This window comes from Acinetobacter gandensis (genome assembly GCF_001678755.1).
GTDB lineage: Bacteria > Pseudomonadota > Gammaproteobacteria > Pseudomonadales > Moraxellaceae > Acinetobacter > Acinetobacter gandensis.
The window spans coordinates 62,249-77,167 of the sequence record NZ_LZDS01000025.1 but is presented as its reverse complement, the minus strand read 5'-3'; the positions used below and the strand labels follow the sequence as shown (position 1 = coordinate 77,167).

The 14,919-nt window shown below is 40.4% G+C and carries 15 protein-coding genes; 10 read left to right on the top strand and 5 right to left on the bottom strand.

The features are described 5' to 3' along the window. Nucleotides 1-6: 6 nt before the first annotated feature. From A9J31_RS08970 to sdsA, 4 genes are all read right to left on the bottom strand, one after another. On the bottom strand, nucleotides 7-1,269 hold the full coding sequence (locus A9J31_RS08970) for an efflux RND transporter periplasmic adaptor subunit (protein ID WP_067764401.1): 1,263 nt from the start codon (nucleotides 1,267-1,269) through the stop codon (nucleotides 7-9). Nucleotides 1,270-1,311: 42 nt separating this feature from the next. Next, nucleotides 1,312-1,908, bottom strand: a complete 597-nt coding sequence (locus A9J31_RS08965; protein WP_067764398.1) for a phosphatase PAP2 family protein — start codon at nucleotides 1,906-1,908, stop codon at nucleotides 1,312-1,314. Between the two features lie 152 nt (nucleotides 1,909-2,060). Next, on the bottom strand, nucleotides 2,061-4,112 hold the full coding sequence (locus tag A9J31_RS08960) for a site-specific recombinase (protein ID WP_067764395.1): 2,052 nt from the start codon (nucleotides 4,110-4,112) through the stop codon (nucleotides 2,061-2,063). 30 nt (nucleotides 4,113-4,142) lie between these two features. Further along, complete coding sequence (gene sdsA / locus A9J31_RS08955) at nucleotides 4,143-5,120, bottom strand: All-trans-nonaprenyl-diphosphate synthase (protein ID WP_067764381.1); 978 nt, start codon at nucleotides 5,118-5,120, stop codon at nucleotides 4,143-4,145. 447 nt (nucleotides 5,121-5,567) lie between these two features. Here sdsA and rplU point away from each other — a divergent pair, with 447 nt between their 5' ends. From rplU to A9J31_RS08905, 10 genes are all read left to right on the top strand, one after another. Then, a complete protein-coding gene (gene rplU / locus A9J31_RS08950; RefSeq protein ID WP_035267860.1) occupies nucleotides 5,568-5,879 on the top strand; it encodes a 50S ribosomal protein L21 in 312 nt (103 codons plus the stop codon). 19 nt (nucleotides 5,880-5,898) lie between these two features. Further along, nucleotides 5,899-6,153 carry a 50S ribosomal protein L27 gene (gene rpmA, locus A9J31_RS08945; RefSeq protein ID WP_067764378.1) on the top strand — a complete coding sequence of 85 codons (255 nt, stop codon included), beginning with the start codon at nucleotides 5,899-5,901 and terminating at the stop codon, nucleotides 6,151-6,153. Nucleotides 6,154-6,332: 179 nt separating this feature from the next. After that, nucleotides 6,333-6,569, top strand: coding sequence for a hypothetical protein (locus A9J31_RS08940; protein ID WP_067764375.1), 237 nt, complete (start codon nucleotides 6,333-6,335; stop codon nucleotides 6,567-6,569). Nucleotides 6,570-6,631: 62 nt separating this feature from the next. After that, nucleotides 6,632-6,928, top strand: coding sequence for a YadA-like family protein (locus A9J31_RS08935; RefSeq protein ID WP_067764372.1), 297 nt, complete (start codon nucleotides 6,632-6,634; stop codon nucleotides 6,926-6,928). Nucleotides 6,929-7,215: 287 nt separating this feature from the next. After that, complete coding sequence (gene lolA / locus A9J31_RS08930; protein WP_067765007.1) at nucleotides 7,216-7,911, top strand: outer membrane lipoprotein periplasmic chaperone LolA; 696 nt, start codon at nucleotides 7,216-7,218, stop codon at nucleotides 7,909-7,911. Nucleotides 7,912-8,077: 166 nt separating this feature from the next. Then, complete coding sequence (locus A9J31_RS08925) at nucleotides 8,078-8,869, top strand: RsiV family protein (RefSeq protein ID WP_067764368.1); 792 nt, start codon at nucleotides 8,078-8,080, stop codon at nucleotides 8,867-8,869. A 117-nt stretch (nucleotides 8,870-8,986) separates the two neighbouring features. Further along, nucleotides 8,987-10,258 (top strand): serine--tRNA ligase, encoded by a 1,272-nt coding sequence (serS, locus tag A9J31_RS08920; protein WP_067764365.1) that lies wholly within the window; start codon nucleotides 8,987-8,989, stop codon nucleotides 10,256-10,258. A 73-nt stretch (nucleotides 10,259-10,331) separates the two neighbouring features. Beyond that, on the top strand, nucleotides 10,332-11,717 hold the full coding sequence (gene cysG / locus A9J31_RS08915; RefSeq protein ID WP_067764362.1) for a siroheme synthase CysG: 1,386 nt from the start codon (nucleotides 10,332-10,334) through the stop codon (nucleotides 11,715-11,717). A gap of 324 nt (nucleotides 11,718-12,041) precedes the next feature. Then, nucleotides 12,042-12,521, top strand: coding sequence for a tRNA (cytidine(34)-2'-O)-methyltransferase (locus tag A9J31_RS08910; RefSeq protein ID WP_067764359.1), 480 nt, complete (start codon nucleotides 12,042-12,044; stop codon nucleotides 12,519-12,521). Nucleotides 12,522-12,689: 168 nt separating this feature from the next. After that, the gene (locus tag A9J31_RS08905; RefSeq protein ID WP_067764356.1) at nucleotides 12,690-13,190 is read left to right on the top strand and encodes a hypothetical protein; all 501 of its coding nucleotides are present in this window, start codon (nucleotides 12,690-12,692) and stop codon (nucleotides 13,188-13,190) included. 92 nt (nucleotides 13,191-13,282) lie between these two features. Here the strand turns inward: A9J31_RS08905 and A9J31_RS08900 are convergent, their stop codons facing one another. Beyond that, nucleotides 13,283-14,890, bottom strand: a complete 1,608-nt coding sequence (locus A9J31_RS08900) for a PT dipeptide repeat lipoprotein (RefSeq protein ID WP_067764353.1) — start codon at nucleotides 14,888-14,890, stop codon at nucleotides 13,283-13,285. Nucleotides 14,891-14,919 lie beyond the last annotated feature (29 nt).

The window sequence follows — 14,919 nt, the reverse complement described above, 5'->3', positions numbered from 1 at the left end:
TACTCCTTATGCGTTTGAAGTAGCTTTTTGTTCAGTTTTTGGAGCTGCTTGTTCAGTAGCTTTACCTTGTTCTTTTGCAGCAGGTTGTTGCGCACCTTGTGGGGCAGCAGCCTGTGGTTGATACGGTTTTGCTACAACTTGTTGTTCTGGCTTAACTTTGGCAATACCATCAACAATTACTTTGTCGCCAGTATTCAGACCTTGAGTCACAATCCAGTTAGCGCCTTGAGTGCCTACTGTTGTTACAGGACGAGACTCTACAGCACCTTTAGCATTAACAATCATTGCAATCGCTTGACCTGTTGGAGTACGTGTAATTGCAGCTTGTGGAACAAGGTAGGCATTCGGAATTACACCTTGCACGATACGTGCATTGGCAAACATACCTGGTAGCAATAAGTGGTTCGGGTTAGAGAACACAGCACGTAAAGTGACTGTACCTGTATCCGGATTCACACTGGCATCAGAGAAAGCTAAACGACCTTCGATTGGATATTCACTGCCATCTTCAAGACGTAATTTAACTTTTGTATTGTTGCTGCTGTCCAAGTTGCCTTTGCTTAATTGTTGACGTAAGCGAAGTAGCTCAGCACTCGATTGGTTGATATCAACATACATTGGGTCAAGACGTTGAATTGTCACCAATGGATCAGCCTGAGATGCTGTAACTAAAGCACCAGCAGTCACAGTTGAACGGTTTGTTTGACCAGAAATAGGTGCACGAACAGTTGAGTAACCCAGGTTGATTTCAGCATTTTTAAGTTCTGCCTGAGAGGCAGCAACATCAGCTTCAGCCAGTTTAACTTGCGCAACAATGTCATCATATTCTTGTTTAGAAATCGCATTCGATCCTACAAGTTGACGGTAACGACCTTCTTTAACACGTAACACACCTAAGTTCGCTTGTTGGCGTGTTAAAGCAGCACGAGCACTGTCAGCTGAAGCACGGTTTGTACGTGAGTCGATCTCGTACAAGGCTTGTCCTTCACGAACATAGCTGCCTTCTGCAAAAAGACGTTTAAGTACGACACCACTGGTTTGTGGGCGCACTTCAGAAATTTCGTAGGCAGATGTACGGCCCGAAAGTTCAACAGACTGTTCAACGCTTTGTGGTTGAGCAACAATTACACCGACTTCAGTTGGTGGCATTTGCTGTGCAGCAGCAGCTTGCTGTGCATCTTTAGGATCTTTGCTACAACCAACAAGTGCAATACTTGTTGCCAATGCGCAAGCAGTCAGGGCAGGTGCCCAAAGCTTTGCAGACATCATTGTTCCACCTCAATTAGATTTTTATCTAAATTATTCATTTGTTTACGCTTTACTGAATTTGATGGTGATCAAATAAAGTAGCGCGATCCAAATCAAACTAATGCTCCAACCGGATAGGACATCTGTCGGAAAATGAACCCCAACATAAACTCGCGAAACACCCATACACAGCATCCATAACAATGCCAAAATGGTGATCAAGCGATGTTGAGCATGTTGTCGGTAAATCAAGATCATCAGACACGCAAGCGATGCAGCATAACAACTGTGTGCGCTTGGAAATGAACTCCCGTAAGACGCTACAAGATGGTACATTTCTGGGGGACGCGGTCTGGTGAACGTAAATTTAAGCAACCATGCAAGGCCGATACTTCCAAAGATCCCTATACTGATAAAAACAATCTCTGTGTATTTTTTATACCACGCAAAGTGTAAACACCATAGCGTGGTGAAAAATAATACAAAAGGCATGCCGCCTAGCGCTGAAAGTCCGATGGCAATTTGATTAAAAACAGCAATACGGTGCTGACTCATCCATTCCACGATACTCAAATCTAATAGATTTAAATGGCTAGAATAAAGCGACAACACACTGATAATTAATGCAAAAAAACCAACAAACAGTAGCGTTCGTGGCATATTTTATTCCTTGTCATTTTAACCGGTTCGAGCTCGGTTAATTAATGGACTAAAGTGTACTCATCAGTACACTTTATTTCAAGTCTGTGTAAATCATACTGATTTTATTTTTTGTGTTCATTTACATCTTACTAAAATAAAACACAAATCTGCTAATGATTGTTCTTACTGGCTTGTGTGCCATCTTCAACTTCAAGTGGGGTTTTTGGTGGCCAGAAAAAGTCACTTGGTCGAGTTAGAAAATGAGTCATCACCAATTTAGCCAAGGGTTTCCATTGCTCAAATCTTACGCGACGTGCACGTAATGCCACAATAATGGTTAACGTGAAACTGACGAATAAGTTAGTCAGACCAATCAGGATAACCCCTAAAAATGACACAATAATTAAGCCGATATCTGGTGAGCCATTAATATTAATTAAACCTTGAATAAAATTGGCTGAAGCAAATGCAATATGACGAATATCTAAGGGAAGACCTAAAATGTAACCAATGGTACCCATGCTACCGAGCATAATGCCGAATAAGAAATTACCCGCTAATGCACCAAGATTACGTTCAATATAAGCAGCAAATTTATTAAGACGCTCTTGACCTAACCAGCGTTTGAGCTTCTGGTGTGCTTGTATACGTGGGCCGACTTTTCGGTACACAGCCATGTTGTCAAAATAACCTGCAATTAAGCCAGATAAAAATAAACAGACCCCTGCAATTGCAGCATGAGGTACAGCTAGTGAGGTAAATGGATTGAGGTCATGTAAGGTTTTTGCGGCTTTTGCATGATTCATCAAAGGTTCATGTAAGGCCATATCCCAACTCAGCGCAATCAGGGCGGCAACAGGAATTGCAATACTGATGTTGCCTAAGATTGCAATAAACTGGGTTCGAATGATGTTAATAATCAGTGCAGCCAATTCTGCAATCTGCGCCATTTTAGAGCCTTTACGGTGTTGGACCGTAGCAGCAAGTGCAGCAGCTGTCATAGCTGGCTGTTTGGTCGCAACTGTAAAATGCAAGACATGTATTAGCATAAAGCCGAGAGAGTAATTTAGGCTGTATGAAATGGCTTGCATTAAAGGAGCCATTGTCAAACGTGTCATTAGTACTTTTAATGTGGCCATACAGGCAATAATGACACCTGCACCCGCAGCAGAGCGGTACATGCTCATAAAGCCTTGTTTGTCCGTACTTACATAATGTTCACCAGTTTTACTGGCATTTTCAGTAACTTGTAGAGCCATTAATTCACTATTAGTAGCGAGCAAATCACGCACACTACGTTCGCTATATATGGCTGAAGTGACATCGCTCAGTAGGCTACCCATCGAGATGTAGCGGACGTCATCTTCTTCAACAATTAGGTTAAGCAAAATTTCTAAACGATCTAAACATTGCTCAAGTAGAGACAGTAAATATGTCAGGCTGACACTCACACCAATACGTTTGGTTGCACGGCGGATTTTTAGGACGACATCGCGGCACTGCTCTAACATCACTAAAGCTTGAGATGCATCCGGAGGAAGTACCGCAGTCATCTGTTCTGCGCTTTGATGGAGCTTTTTATATTGCTGAATAAAATCGTTTATTTCACGGTTTTGTACCAAAAAAGGCGATTCATATTCAGTTAATTCAGGTTGTGCATTAATGAATTCTGGGTAAAGACCAATACCACTGACACGATAAGACAAGACGGTAATTGCTTTGATCAGCTCGCGGCGAATTTGTCTTTTTTCATCTTGGTTGCTATGCCCCTGATTAAATAATCGGAACAATTGAATCCATTGTTGATCTGGGATGCTATCGAGCCAATATTTGTCACTATGTCGATGGAAAACACGACGAACAAGATCTTGTAACTGCGTTTCATCATTAATTAAAGGGAGAAAGTGTGCACCCAGACGTTGAAATAATTGTCCCCAGAAACCATCCAAAGACAAAATCCCAGTATCAGCATAAAGACTGGTTTGCTTATATTTACTGATCAGTTTTAGAACAAAACTTTGTAGTGTTGAGGCAGCATCAGGGGTAATCAATAGCGCTTGTATAAAAGCTTGAAAGCGCTTTTTAATTTCGTCGGTATTTTTTGTGTCTTCGGGACGAATACGATTAATCAGTTCAATCAGTAAATTTTCATCCAGCACAGCTCGAGGCGTGTCGAGCTGTTGCTGCATGTTTAAAAATAAATCATTTAATTTTATATGCATAGGCAAGGGTATTACGATGAATATGGTGAATTATTGAATTCGATGTAATGCCAAGTTTGCTAAATTAATTAAGGCTTGACGATATTCTGATTCTGGCAAAGCATCCAATGCGCTAAGTGCTGCATTGGTTTCCTCTGTGGCACGCTGGCTACAATAATCTAAAGCACCAGATGTTTGCACAATTTGGATCACACGATCTAAATCTGCTGTACCACCTGTTGCAATACTACGGCGAATAATCTCATGTTCTTCACCTGTTGTATTCTTTAACGCAGAGATTAAAGGCAAAGTTGGTTTTCCTTCCATCAAATCATCACCAATATTTTTACCTAATGTTTCAGCATCAGAGGTGTAATCTAAAATATCGTCAATGATTTGGAATGCGTTACCAAAATGACCTGCAAATTTACGCAGTGGCTCACGGAATTCTGGCGTTCCCGTTAAAATAGCAGCACCTTCGGTCGCTAATTCAAAGAGACGCGAAGTTTTACCATGAATGATGTCTAAATAAGTTTGTTCAGTCGTATCAGGTTGGTGCTGCGATTGCAGTTGTAGAACTTCACCTTCTGCAATTTCACACGTCCCGGTCGAAAAATCTTTCAGCAAGACATTGTTGTCTAAATCGACCAACAAATCGAATGCGCGTGAAATTAGGAAATCACCTACCAACACGGCAGTTTGATTATTCCAAGTTGCGTTGGCCGTTGGGCGACCACGACGTAAACCGGATTCATCAACCACATCGTCATGTACTAAAGTTGCTGTATGCAGCATTTCAATAATAGCAGCGAGCTTACGATGCTTTTCAAGGTCTTCTGCACCACATGCTTTTGCCGCCAGTAGACACATAATCGGGCGCATGCGTTTACCACCAGCTTCTACCACATGTTTACTGACCGCCATCACTAAGGCAACTTTAGACGTAATCCCTTCATTAATGAATGTGTCCATCGCAGCAAAGTCAGATGCAACAGGCGCGAGAATATCTTGCTTAAAGTCGATGGTCATATGAAGAGAAGCCTCAGTTATTTTTAAATTACAGCCGTAGTGTAGCAATTTGATTTATGAATTACAGACAGAAACGTACTCAATTGGCTTAATCTTAAGTGATTTTTTTATCCTAGGGTATGTTCCTGTCGATTTTTTTAATATTCCTAAGTGTGTTTTTCCAAGTTTTAAAGCGCTAATACTGAAAATTGAAGCCTATATTAGCGAACGCGTATTAAAAATCCATTTCAATTTAAAATAACACGATCAAATGTCTGAACTTTATTGAGTTAAACGCCGCTGTTTAATAAATACACGCGTGCTAAACTAATATTTTGCCTAAATAGCTTGTTGTTTTGCTGGTTATCCCTTAAAATCTCTGCCTTTGTGAAACCCCAGTGACGATCGTTTTAAGATCGGTATATCCCTTTACCGGCACGACAACACGGGCATGTTTGGAGTACATTTATGTACGCAGTAATCCAAAGCGGTGGTAAACAACACCGTGTAGTTGAGGGTGAAACCCTTAAAGTAGAATTATTGAAAGCTGAAACTGGCTCAACAATCACTTTTGATGACGTGTTGATGCTTGTAAACGGTGACAGCATTCAAATTGGTGCACCAGTAGTTGCTGGCGCTAAAGTAACTGCTGAAGTAGTTAGCCATGGTCGTCACGACAAAATCCGCATCATCAAAATGCGTCGTCGTAAACACTATCGTAAACAACAAGGTCACCGTCAATGGTTCACTGAGTTGAAAATTACAGCTATTTCAGGCTAATTACGAGGAGTAAGTAGACATGGCAACTAAAAAAGCCGGTGGTTCGACTAAAAACGGTCGTGACTCGAACCCAAAAATGTTGGGTGTTAAAATCTATGGCGGTCAATCTGTGACTGCTGGTAACATCATCGTTCGTCAACGTGGTACTGAATTCCACGCTGGTGTAAACGTAGGTATGGGCCGTGACCATACTTTATTTGCAACTGCTGACGGCGTTGTAAAATTCGAAGTGAAAGGCCAATTCGGTCGTCGCTACGTATCTGTTGAAGCGTAAGTTTTAATAGAAAAAAAGGCCCACATTATGTGGGCTTTTTTTTGTCTATAAAAATAGGATCAAAGTTTCAAGATTGTTAAAAATTATTTTTTTATCAATTAATCAAAATTATAAGTGATTAAATTCACATAAATAAGGGTGGGTCATAAAAGAATAAAAATACAAAAAAGGATAAAGACATGAATAAAATTTTAAAAACAGTGCTGGCGCATACTGACTTTCAGAAAAGGAATTGTTCTGATAAAAACCAAGAAATGGCACTTGAAAAGCTATTAGGACTTGCTGAAACAACTTCAATCGCTATTAAAGCTGTACCAAAATTACTTGCTGTGAGTATTCTACTCTCTTGGTGCAACAGGTTCGCAAGGTCTAAGCGACTTATGAAGTCGCACTCAATCAAGGTTTTAATGGAATAGAGTCTCAATGATTATTAAGTCTAAAAGGTGCAAATGGACAAGGTGGTCTTGACACGGAAGATGTGCTGAAGGAGTCCAAAGCCTATACCCATCATCGTGTGAATGAGCTCAATAGCCGATTTGATAGCTTTAGAGATGAAGTATATGCAGCCGTGGCTTCTAGTATTGCCATAGCTTCTTTACCACAACCAACTGATGCTGGATACAATAAGTTCAGCGTAGGTATGGGGACTTGGGAGAGTAAACAAATTTATGCACTTGGATTTAGCGGAGTAGCTGAAAGTAATAAATATGTATATAAAGTCGCAGCAACATCAAATTCTGAAGGTGATTTTGGTGCAGGTGCTTCCATTGGCTAGTAATGGAAATAAAACATGTTAAATTGTTGTCTACTTTAAAAGCTCCGCATAATGACGGAGCTTTTTTATGATTCACCAAAAACTTTGCAAAGCCAAAATGATTGACAGAAATAACACTCAAAATAAAGTAAAAGATCTGCAAATTTCTCCATCATGATGAATAAAAATGATCAAATTGAATTAATAACCATACAAAACTTCTTATTTTCTCTAAATTTAGCAGCTGAAATTGGTTTAAGATGGCTTATCTAACAAATTGCATTGATGCAAATATAAAAGGTGAATCTATGAAAATGCTTCGTAAAACCATCTGTGCTATGGCATTAGGTGCAGCGACTCTGGCACCTGTAATGAGTACTACAGTATTCGCTGCGCCAGTAGCAGCGTCGGAGCAACAGGCAACTGCGAATCTTGTAAAACAGCTGTCTGGGATTAAAAGCTTTACTGCAAACTTTGAGCAAACCACCAAAGTAACCAATCCGAAGGCCACTCAGAAAAAAGGCTTAAGCGCGCAGCACATGAATCAGACTTTTAAAGGTGTGATGAAAGTTCAGCGTCCAGGTAAGTTCTATTGGGAAACCACAAGTCCATCGAAACAAACCATTGCAACTACAGGTAAAACGGTATGGATTTATGATCCAGACTTACAACAAGCTGTACGTCAAAGCCTAGATGAGCAGGTAGCAAATACACCAGCCTTGTTATTGTCGGGTAATACGGCTCAAATTATGAAGTCTTACCGTATTACGCAGCCGAATAAGAGCAAAACTTATTACACTCTATATCCAAAAAGCGATGATGGTGTATTCCAAAGCTTAACCATTAGTTTTGGTGCGAAAAATGCGCCTACATTGATGATTCTTCAGGATTCATTGGGTCAAACCACAAATGTGCGTTTTAACAACGTTAAAGTGAATGCATCAATTCCAGCATCGACCTTTAATTTTGTACCACCAAAAGGTACAGATATTATTGATCAATAAATTTGATCTTTAGATATGCAAAAGAGCAGATAAATATCTGCTCTTTTTTTATGGATAAATGTAAATCAACCAAGCGTATGCAGCTATGCATTTAGTAGTATGCTTATTTTGCAAAGCTGAGCGTCAACTTTGCAGCATATCTGATTTGAGGTATAGGGATTTTAGGATGAAAAAAACACGTATCAATGTTTTGGCTACGGCTATCACAACAATTTTGATGGTTGGAGCATTGACAGCTTGTCATCCACGAAATGAACCTGTCGAAGATGCAAGCACGACACAAAGTAAACAAAAGACGACGCAATCGGTTCCCCTGATTGAATCTAAATCTGTTGTGGTTAATTTGCCGAAACCGCAAGCATGCGAAGCTGAAGGGTGTACACAATATTCCATTCAAACTGTAGAAACCAATGTTGATTGGATCAATCAATACTTCCTTGAGCGTATTAAGAAAGCGGATCCAATTGCATTTTCGCCTGAACCCAATGAAAAAGTGGATTTAGCACAAAATCCGGAAGCTGGCGTAGGTCAAAGCACAACTTCGGTGCGATATATTAGCCAATGGGGCCATATTGCGACTTTTGCGATAGAAAGTTATACCTATGCCGTACATGCTGCGCACGGTATGTCTCATGTGGAATATGTCAATTTTGATCTAAATGAAAAAAAACGTTTAGCATTACAAGATGTATTGGTGAAAGGTGCCGATGCCAAAGTTCTAAGTGCTTTGTTTGATTCCAATTCAATTTGGTTAGATAACCATGATATTGAACGCGGTAAATTACAACTGAGTGATAATTTCTACTATGGGGGTAACGGTATTGTGTTTGTTTATCCATTGTATGAATTAGCAAGTTATGCAGAAGGTATGCCTGAATTAAAACTACCGTATTACTCTGTAAAAGGTTTATTCAAACCAGAGTATTTACCGAATTTGCCAAATTATGAAACGAAATGAAGTTCATTGAGTCAATAATATTGATTCAATAAAGCTCAGGTGTAAGCTCGATCACTGTATTTTTAAGCTTTAAGAGCTTACACTATAGCCAGTTTTTTTCTTTACTTCAGATTGGCTATGATCGACCCGAAATTACTCAGAAATAATATTGAGGCTGTAAATTTAGCCTTAGCAAAACGTGGTGTTCAACTCAACGTAGCAGAGTGGGCAGACCTAGAAGCTCGCCGTAAAGAAATTCAGTCAAAAACTGAGTCTTTGCAGGCTGAACGTAATGCTGGCGCAAAACAAGTCGGTCAGATTAAAAAAGCAGGCGGTGATGCTTCAGAAATCATGGCGCGCATGTCTGCCATTGGTGATGAAATTAAAGCAGCAGAAGTTGCACTTTCAGAACTTCAAGCTGAGTTAGAAGCTAAATCTCTTTCAATTCCAAACTTACCACACGAGTCTGTGCCTGAGGGTAAAGACGAAAATGATAACGTGGAAGTTTTAAAGTGGGGCACACCTCGCGAATTTGATTTCGAAATCAAAGACCATACCGATCTTGGCGAAATGATGGGTGGTTTAGAGTTCGAAACTGCGACCAAATTAACTGGTACACGTTTCAGTGTATTAAAAGGGCCTTTAGCGCGTTTACAACGAGCATTGACTCAGTTCATGTTGAACACGCATACATTAGAAAATGGTTATACCGAAGCATATGTACCTTATTTAGTAAATGCTGACTCTTTACGTGGTACAGGTCAATTGCCTAAATTTGAAGAAGATTTATTCAAACTACAAGGCGAAAAAGAATATTACCTGATTCCAACAGCTGAAGTTCCTGTAACCAACTTCGTGCGTGACGAAATCATTGATCCAGAACGTTTGCCATTAAAATATGCAGCACATACACCATGTTTCCGTAGCGAAGCGGGTTCGTATGGCCGTGATACACGTGGTTTGATCCGTCAACACCAATTTGACAAAGTAGAAATGGTTCAGATTGTAAAACCTGAAACTTCGATGGATGCTTTGGAAGAATTAACGGGTCATGCCGAAGGTATCCTTCAAGCATTAGGCTTGCCATACCGTAAAGTCGTTCTGTGTGGCGGTGATATGGGCTTTGGCGCAATCAAGACCTATGACCTTGAAGTTTGGGTGCCAAGTCAAAATACCTATCGTGAAATTTCTTCTTGCTCATGCATGGGCGATTTCCAAGCACGTCGTATGAAAGCACGTTACCGTGCAGACCAAAAGAAAACTGAATTCGTACATACATTGAATGGTTCAGGTTTGGCTGTTGGTCGTACTTTACTTGCGGTGATGGAAAACTACCAACGCGCTGATGGTTCAATTGAAATTCCTGCTGTACTTCGTCCATATATGGGCGGTGCAGAATTTATCGACTAATGAACGATAAAGTGCACAGTTTTGTGCACAAAATTTGCTTAAGACAATCAGATTTAAAATACTGAGGTAGTGTGTGGATATTTTTCCAATCTCGTTGAAGTTGCAACAGCAACCTTGTCTGATTGTTGGTGGTGGTCGAATTGCATATCGTAAGGCAGTGCTGCTTGCAAAAGCAGGTGCTTGCCTTACGGTGATTTCACCCGAAATAGAAGATGATTTAATGCAATTGGTGACACATAGCCAAGGGCAATATCTCAATTCACGCTATCAAGATACTCAAGTTAATTTGCGTGCATACCGTTTGGTTATAGCCGCAACCAATGATAAAACGATTAATCAAGCCGTGTTTGAGGCTTGTGAAGCTGAAAATGTTTTGGTCAATAGTGTTGATGATCCGCCGCATTGCCGATTTATGGTACCTGCAATTATTGATCGTTCACCATTGATTGTTTCAGTTGCATCTAATGGAACATCGCCCGTTTTATCTCGCCAAATTCGAACTCAACTAGAAGCAGCTATTCCACATGGTATGGGCAAGCTTGCTGAGTTTTCTGGTAAGTGGCGTCCTGAAGTTAAAGCAAAAATAGCCAATCCAGACGAACGCCGTATCTTTTGGGAAGACTTGTATGCAAGTCCACTGAAAGAACAGGTGTTTAACGACAATGTAGTTGAAGCGAATCGCTTAATTCAGCAGGCTCTTATTGAATGGACACGTCCAAAAGGCGAAGTGTATTTGGTCGGTGCTGGGCCTGGTGATCCAGACCTATTGACTCTGAAAGCTTTACGCTTAATGCAGCAAGCAGATGTGGTTATTTACGATCGTTTGGTTTCACAGCCGATTATGGATTTGTGCCGTCGCGATGCCGAAAAAATCTACGTTGGTAAAGCTCGATCGAATCACGCAGTGCCACAAGAAGGCATTAATGCATTATTGGTTAAATACGCCAGTGAAGGTAAGCGAGTTTGTCGTCTGAAAGGTGGTGATCCATTTATCTTTGGGCGCGGGGGTGAAGAAATTCAAGAACTCTTTGCTGCTGGCGTAGCCTTTCAAGTTGTGCCTGGTATCACTGCGGCTTCGGGCTGTTCAGCATATGCGGGTATTCCTTTAACTCATCGTGATTATGCTCAAAGTGTGCGTTTTTTAACTGGGCATTTGAAAGAAGGCTCACCTGAATTACCGTGGAATGAACTGGTTTACCAAAACCAAACGCTTGTGCTGTATATGGGCTTGGTGGGTCTTGAAAAAATTTGTGAAAAATTAATTGCACATGGGCAACGTCCGGATATGCCAGTTGCATTGGTATCGAAAGGCACAACTCCAGAGCAAAAAGTGGTGGTCGGGACTTTGGCAGATATTGCTTCTAAAGTATCCGAGTACCAAATACAGGCGCCGACATTGACCATTATTGGTGATGTGGTTAGCTTACGTGATCAACTTCAATGGCATGAGCGAGGATAAAGCAGCGATAACGCTGCCCGAGCGCAAGACGAAGGCTGTGCCTGAGTAAAGAGGATAAAGCAGCGATAACGCTGCCCGAGCGCAAGACGAAGGCTGTGCCTGAGTAAAGAGGATAAAGTAGCGATAACGCTGCCCGAGCACAAGGCGAAGGCTATGTCTGAGTAAAGTGGACATAGCTATAGTTGCTACCCTCATTATTCGGTGTTCGTTATGCTAAAGTGCGAATACTCAGTCGAATGAATTTTTATTTGCTAGCTATGGCATATCATCGCTAAGTGAATATCTTACCTCATCCATTTTTAACCAAAGAGTAGAGTAAATCCTGTGATCCATGTTGTTTTATACGAGCCAGAAATTCCTGCAAATACAGGGAATATCATTCGTTTATGTGCCAATACTGGAGCGCAGTTACATTTAGTCAAGCCTTTGGGTTTTGAACTAGATGATAAAAAATTACGTCGTGCTGGATTGGATTATCATGAATGGGCGCACATGAAAGTGTGGGAAAATTTTGCTGCGTGTTTAGAGCATTTAGCGAGTGTAGGGATCGATCAAAATGCGATTTATCCATTAACGACCAAGGGTTTTGAAACACCGCATACGTCTAATCTAAATCGACCGGTCGCACTTTTGATGGGTCCAGAAACACGTGGTTTACCTGAAGATGTACGTATGATGTTCCCGAAAGAACATTGGATTCGTCTACCAATGGCTGCAAATTCACGTAGTTTGAATTTGTCGAATGCGACAGCAGTAATTTTATATGAAGCTTGGCGTCAACAAGATTTTAAAGAATTGGTTTAAGTTATCATAATTTAAAAAACCGCTTCTAGGAGCGGTTTTTTATTGAGCCTGCATAAGCCTAATCATTTACACTAATGAAGTTTTGTAAATTAATACTTTAAAAACTTCTGCCAAAATATAAAAATGTGTATAAGGACACTGTGAAAAATTAAAACGGGTACTTAAAACTTGAAATCTATAAATTTAAAAGCTTTTGGTGTCGTCATTGCGACCGGATTAATTTCATCAATGAGTTTGGCAAATCCAGTTGTATCGAATACTGCAGAGGAGGCGATTACCACTGCAGCACCTGTGCCAGACGCTGTTCCTGTTTTACCAAAAGTTGAAGTAAATAAACCTTTTACTAAAGCTGAGATTCAACAAGGCTTATTGGAAATGCAGCAGCGACAAAATCAACGTATTGAAGACTGGGGTAAGACACTTAAAGCGGAAGATTTTGAACGTTCATGGTATGGTGGTCGTCAATTGAAAAAGTCCAAGCGTCAGGAAGTTTGCGGGATCTATCAGGGTTTAGTGAATGAAACCTATGGGTTGGCACAAAAAAATAAAGCAAGATTGAGTCAAGCGGATCAAAAACAAATATCAGACCGCAACCAATTTATTCAAAGCTTAGGTTATGAAAATAATATCGTTGATACCAAGATGGGTTTTAATTGCCGCTTAAAATAAGTGGTTTTTATCACTGCTTTGATTTATGTGAATGATCCATGTCCTTAATGCAAAAAATAAAGGACATGGAAAAGCTCGAGATACCTCATGAATTAATCAATTAAATTAAAGTCACTCAGTTCTGTTTGTAGATGTTTTGGATTATTTGCAAATAGCAGTTGACCACTGGTGTATAACCAACCCAATTGACCTTGCTGCTGAAGACGTTTCAGTAAGACGTCGTTAAACGTCGATGTTGCAAAGACAGTTTCACTAAAGACTTTAAATTCGCCGATATTGGTATTTTCACTGTCTTTCATAAACAGCATGCCATTTTTGGTGGTTGAACTCATATCTAAAGATCGACTAATTAAGCGATACCCTTCTTTTGCTTGCTCATCAATCATTGTCTGCAATTTCAGAGTACGTTCTAGACTATTGCTACCGGTTGGATAGGTTTTATGGCGATAACTGTAAGTGCCATGATGTGTACTGCTATTGATACAGGTTGCAACTTTAGGACTATTTTGTTTGCCGTTCAGAACTTCAGGTCGTAAACCTGTGAAATAGCTTTTGAACTGAATAATACGACAGCCTTGAGAACCTAATGTATTGAGCATGGTTTCCAGTTGCACTGGGTCAACGAGTGGGGAAACATAGCCGCTGTCATAGGTGTACGTCGCGGTATCGTTTTCCTTTTTAATGAAATAATCTTTGAAATTCATGGCATTGGTTGGTCTGACGCTATGTAGGTATTGATAACCTGATTTACCTTTTTCATTTAACTGATTACGCCATGTAAAATAAATGTCAGCGGTAGAGGATGCTGTACGGTCTGCCACAATATGATTGAAACGCGTATTTTCATTAGCAAGTTTCATGTAGCTATTAACATTACCATTGTCCAGGGTCTTAGTATCATAGCCAATTAATTTATAACCATTTTGTCCCATCGCATTGAGCTGAGCCAAGAAGTTCACAGTGTCAGTCGTATTAATAAAGCTCTCAGACTTAAAGTCTGCAGTTGTGATTTTGGCTTTCGGTTTTAAATTGGTGAAGAATTCATTGGTATTTTTTGTATAGCAGCGGCTGTCCTTGAGTGGATCTTTAATTAGACCACGCTCCATGATGATATAGCTTGGATTTGAAATCGTCGCATTAATCACACAAAAAGAATTACTATTTAAAAAAGTCAGGACACGGTTGCTGGTTGTTCCATCTCTGACTGGTTGAAACTTAATGGCATGATATTCAAAGTTATTTAGAGCTGCAGCAGGTTGGATATCACTGATTACCATGTCATGCAGTAATTGATAACGTTTGGAAATAAATTCACCGCTGCAGGTTTTACTTGAACTATTGTGTACAGCATATTTTAGTTCTTCGTTCAGTGAACTGACTGAATTTTCACTGGTTTTGTGAATGGAAATTTGTGGTAAATCACAATTACTATTACCGAGAGCAGAGTTTCCTTGAATCCACTCTCCTGTGAATTTATCCGCTACAGTTGTTGGCGTTGGCGTTGGCGTTGGCGTTGGCGTTGGCGTTGGTGTTGGTGTTGGTGTTGGTGTTGGCGTTGGCGTTGGCGTTGGCGTCGGTGTCGGTGTCGGTGTCGGTGTCGGTGTCGGCGTTGGTGATGGGCCATCATTATTGGAGCCGCCACAGCCGACCAAAGTACTAAATACAGCAGCAATAATGCTGATTTTATTGATGTTATTCATGACTAGTGCTCGATAAAAGAAATTGTTAT

Bases quoted from the DNA above. Each gene is read 5' to 3' on its own strand.
- A9J31_RS08970 (WP_067764401.1), bottom strand. From the start codon at position 1,269: ATGATGTCTGCAAAGCTTTGGGCACCTGCCCTGACTGCTTGCGCATTG.
- A9J31_RS08965 (WP_067764398.1), bottom strand. From the start codon at position 1,908: ATGCCACGAACGCTACTGTTTGTTGGTTTTTTTGCATTAATTATCAGT.
- A9J31_RS08960 (WP_067764395.1), bottom strand. From the start codon at position 4,112: ATGCATATAAAATTAAATGATTTATTTTTAAACATGCAGCAACAGCTC.
- sdsA (WP_067764381.1), bottom strand. From the start codon at position 5,120: ATGACCATCGACTTTAAGCAAGATATTCTCGCGCCTGTTGCATCTGAC.
- rplU (WP_035267860.1), top strand. From the start codon at position 5,568: ATGTACGCAGTAATCCAAAGCGGTGGTAAACAACACCGTGTAGTTGAG.
- rpmA (WP_067764378.1), top strand. From the start codon at position 5,899: ATGGCAACTAAAAAAGCCGGTGGTTCGACTAAAAACGGTCGTGACTCG.
- A9J31_RS08940 (WP_067764375.1), top strand. From the start codon at position 6,333: ATGAATAAAATTTTAAAAACAGTGCTGGCGCATACTGACTTTCAGAAA.
- lolA (WP_067765007.1), top strand. From the start codon at position 7,216: ATGAAAATGCTTCGTAAAACCATCTGTGCTATGGCATTAGGTGCAGCG.
- A9J31_RS08925 (WP_067764368.1), top strand. From the start codon at position 8,078: ATGAAAAAAACACGTATCAATGTTTTGGCTACGGCTATCACAACAATT.
- serS (WP_067764365.1), top strand. From the start codon at position 8,987: ATGATCGACCCGAAATTACTCAGAAATAATATTGAGGCTGTAAATTTA.
- A9J31_RS08900 (WP_067764353.1), bottom strand. From the start codon at position 14,890: ATGAATAACATCAATAAAATCAGCATTATTGCTGCTGTATTTAGTACT.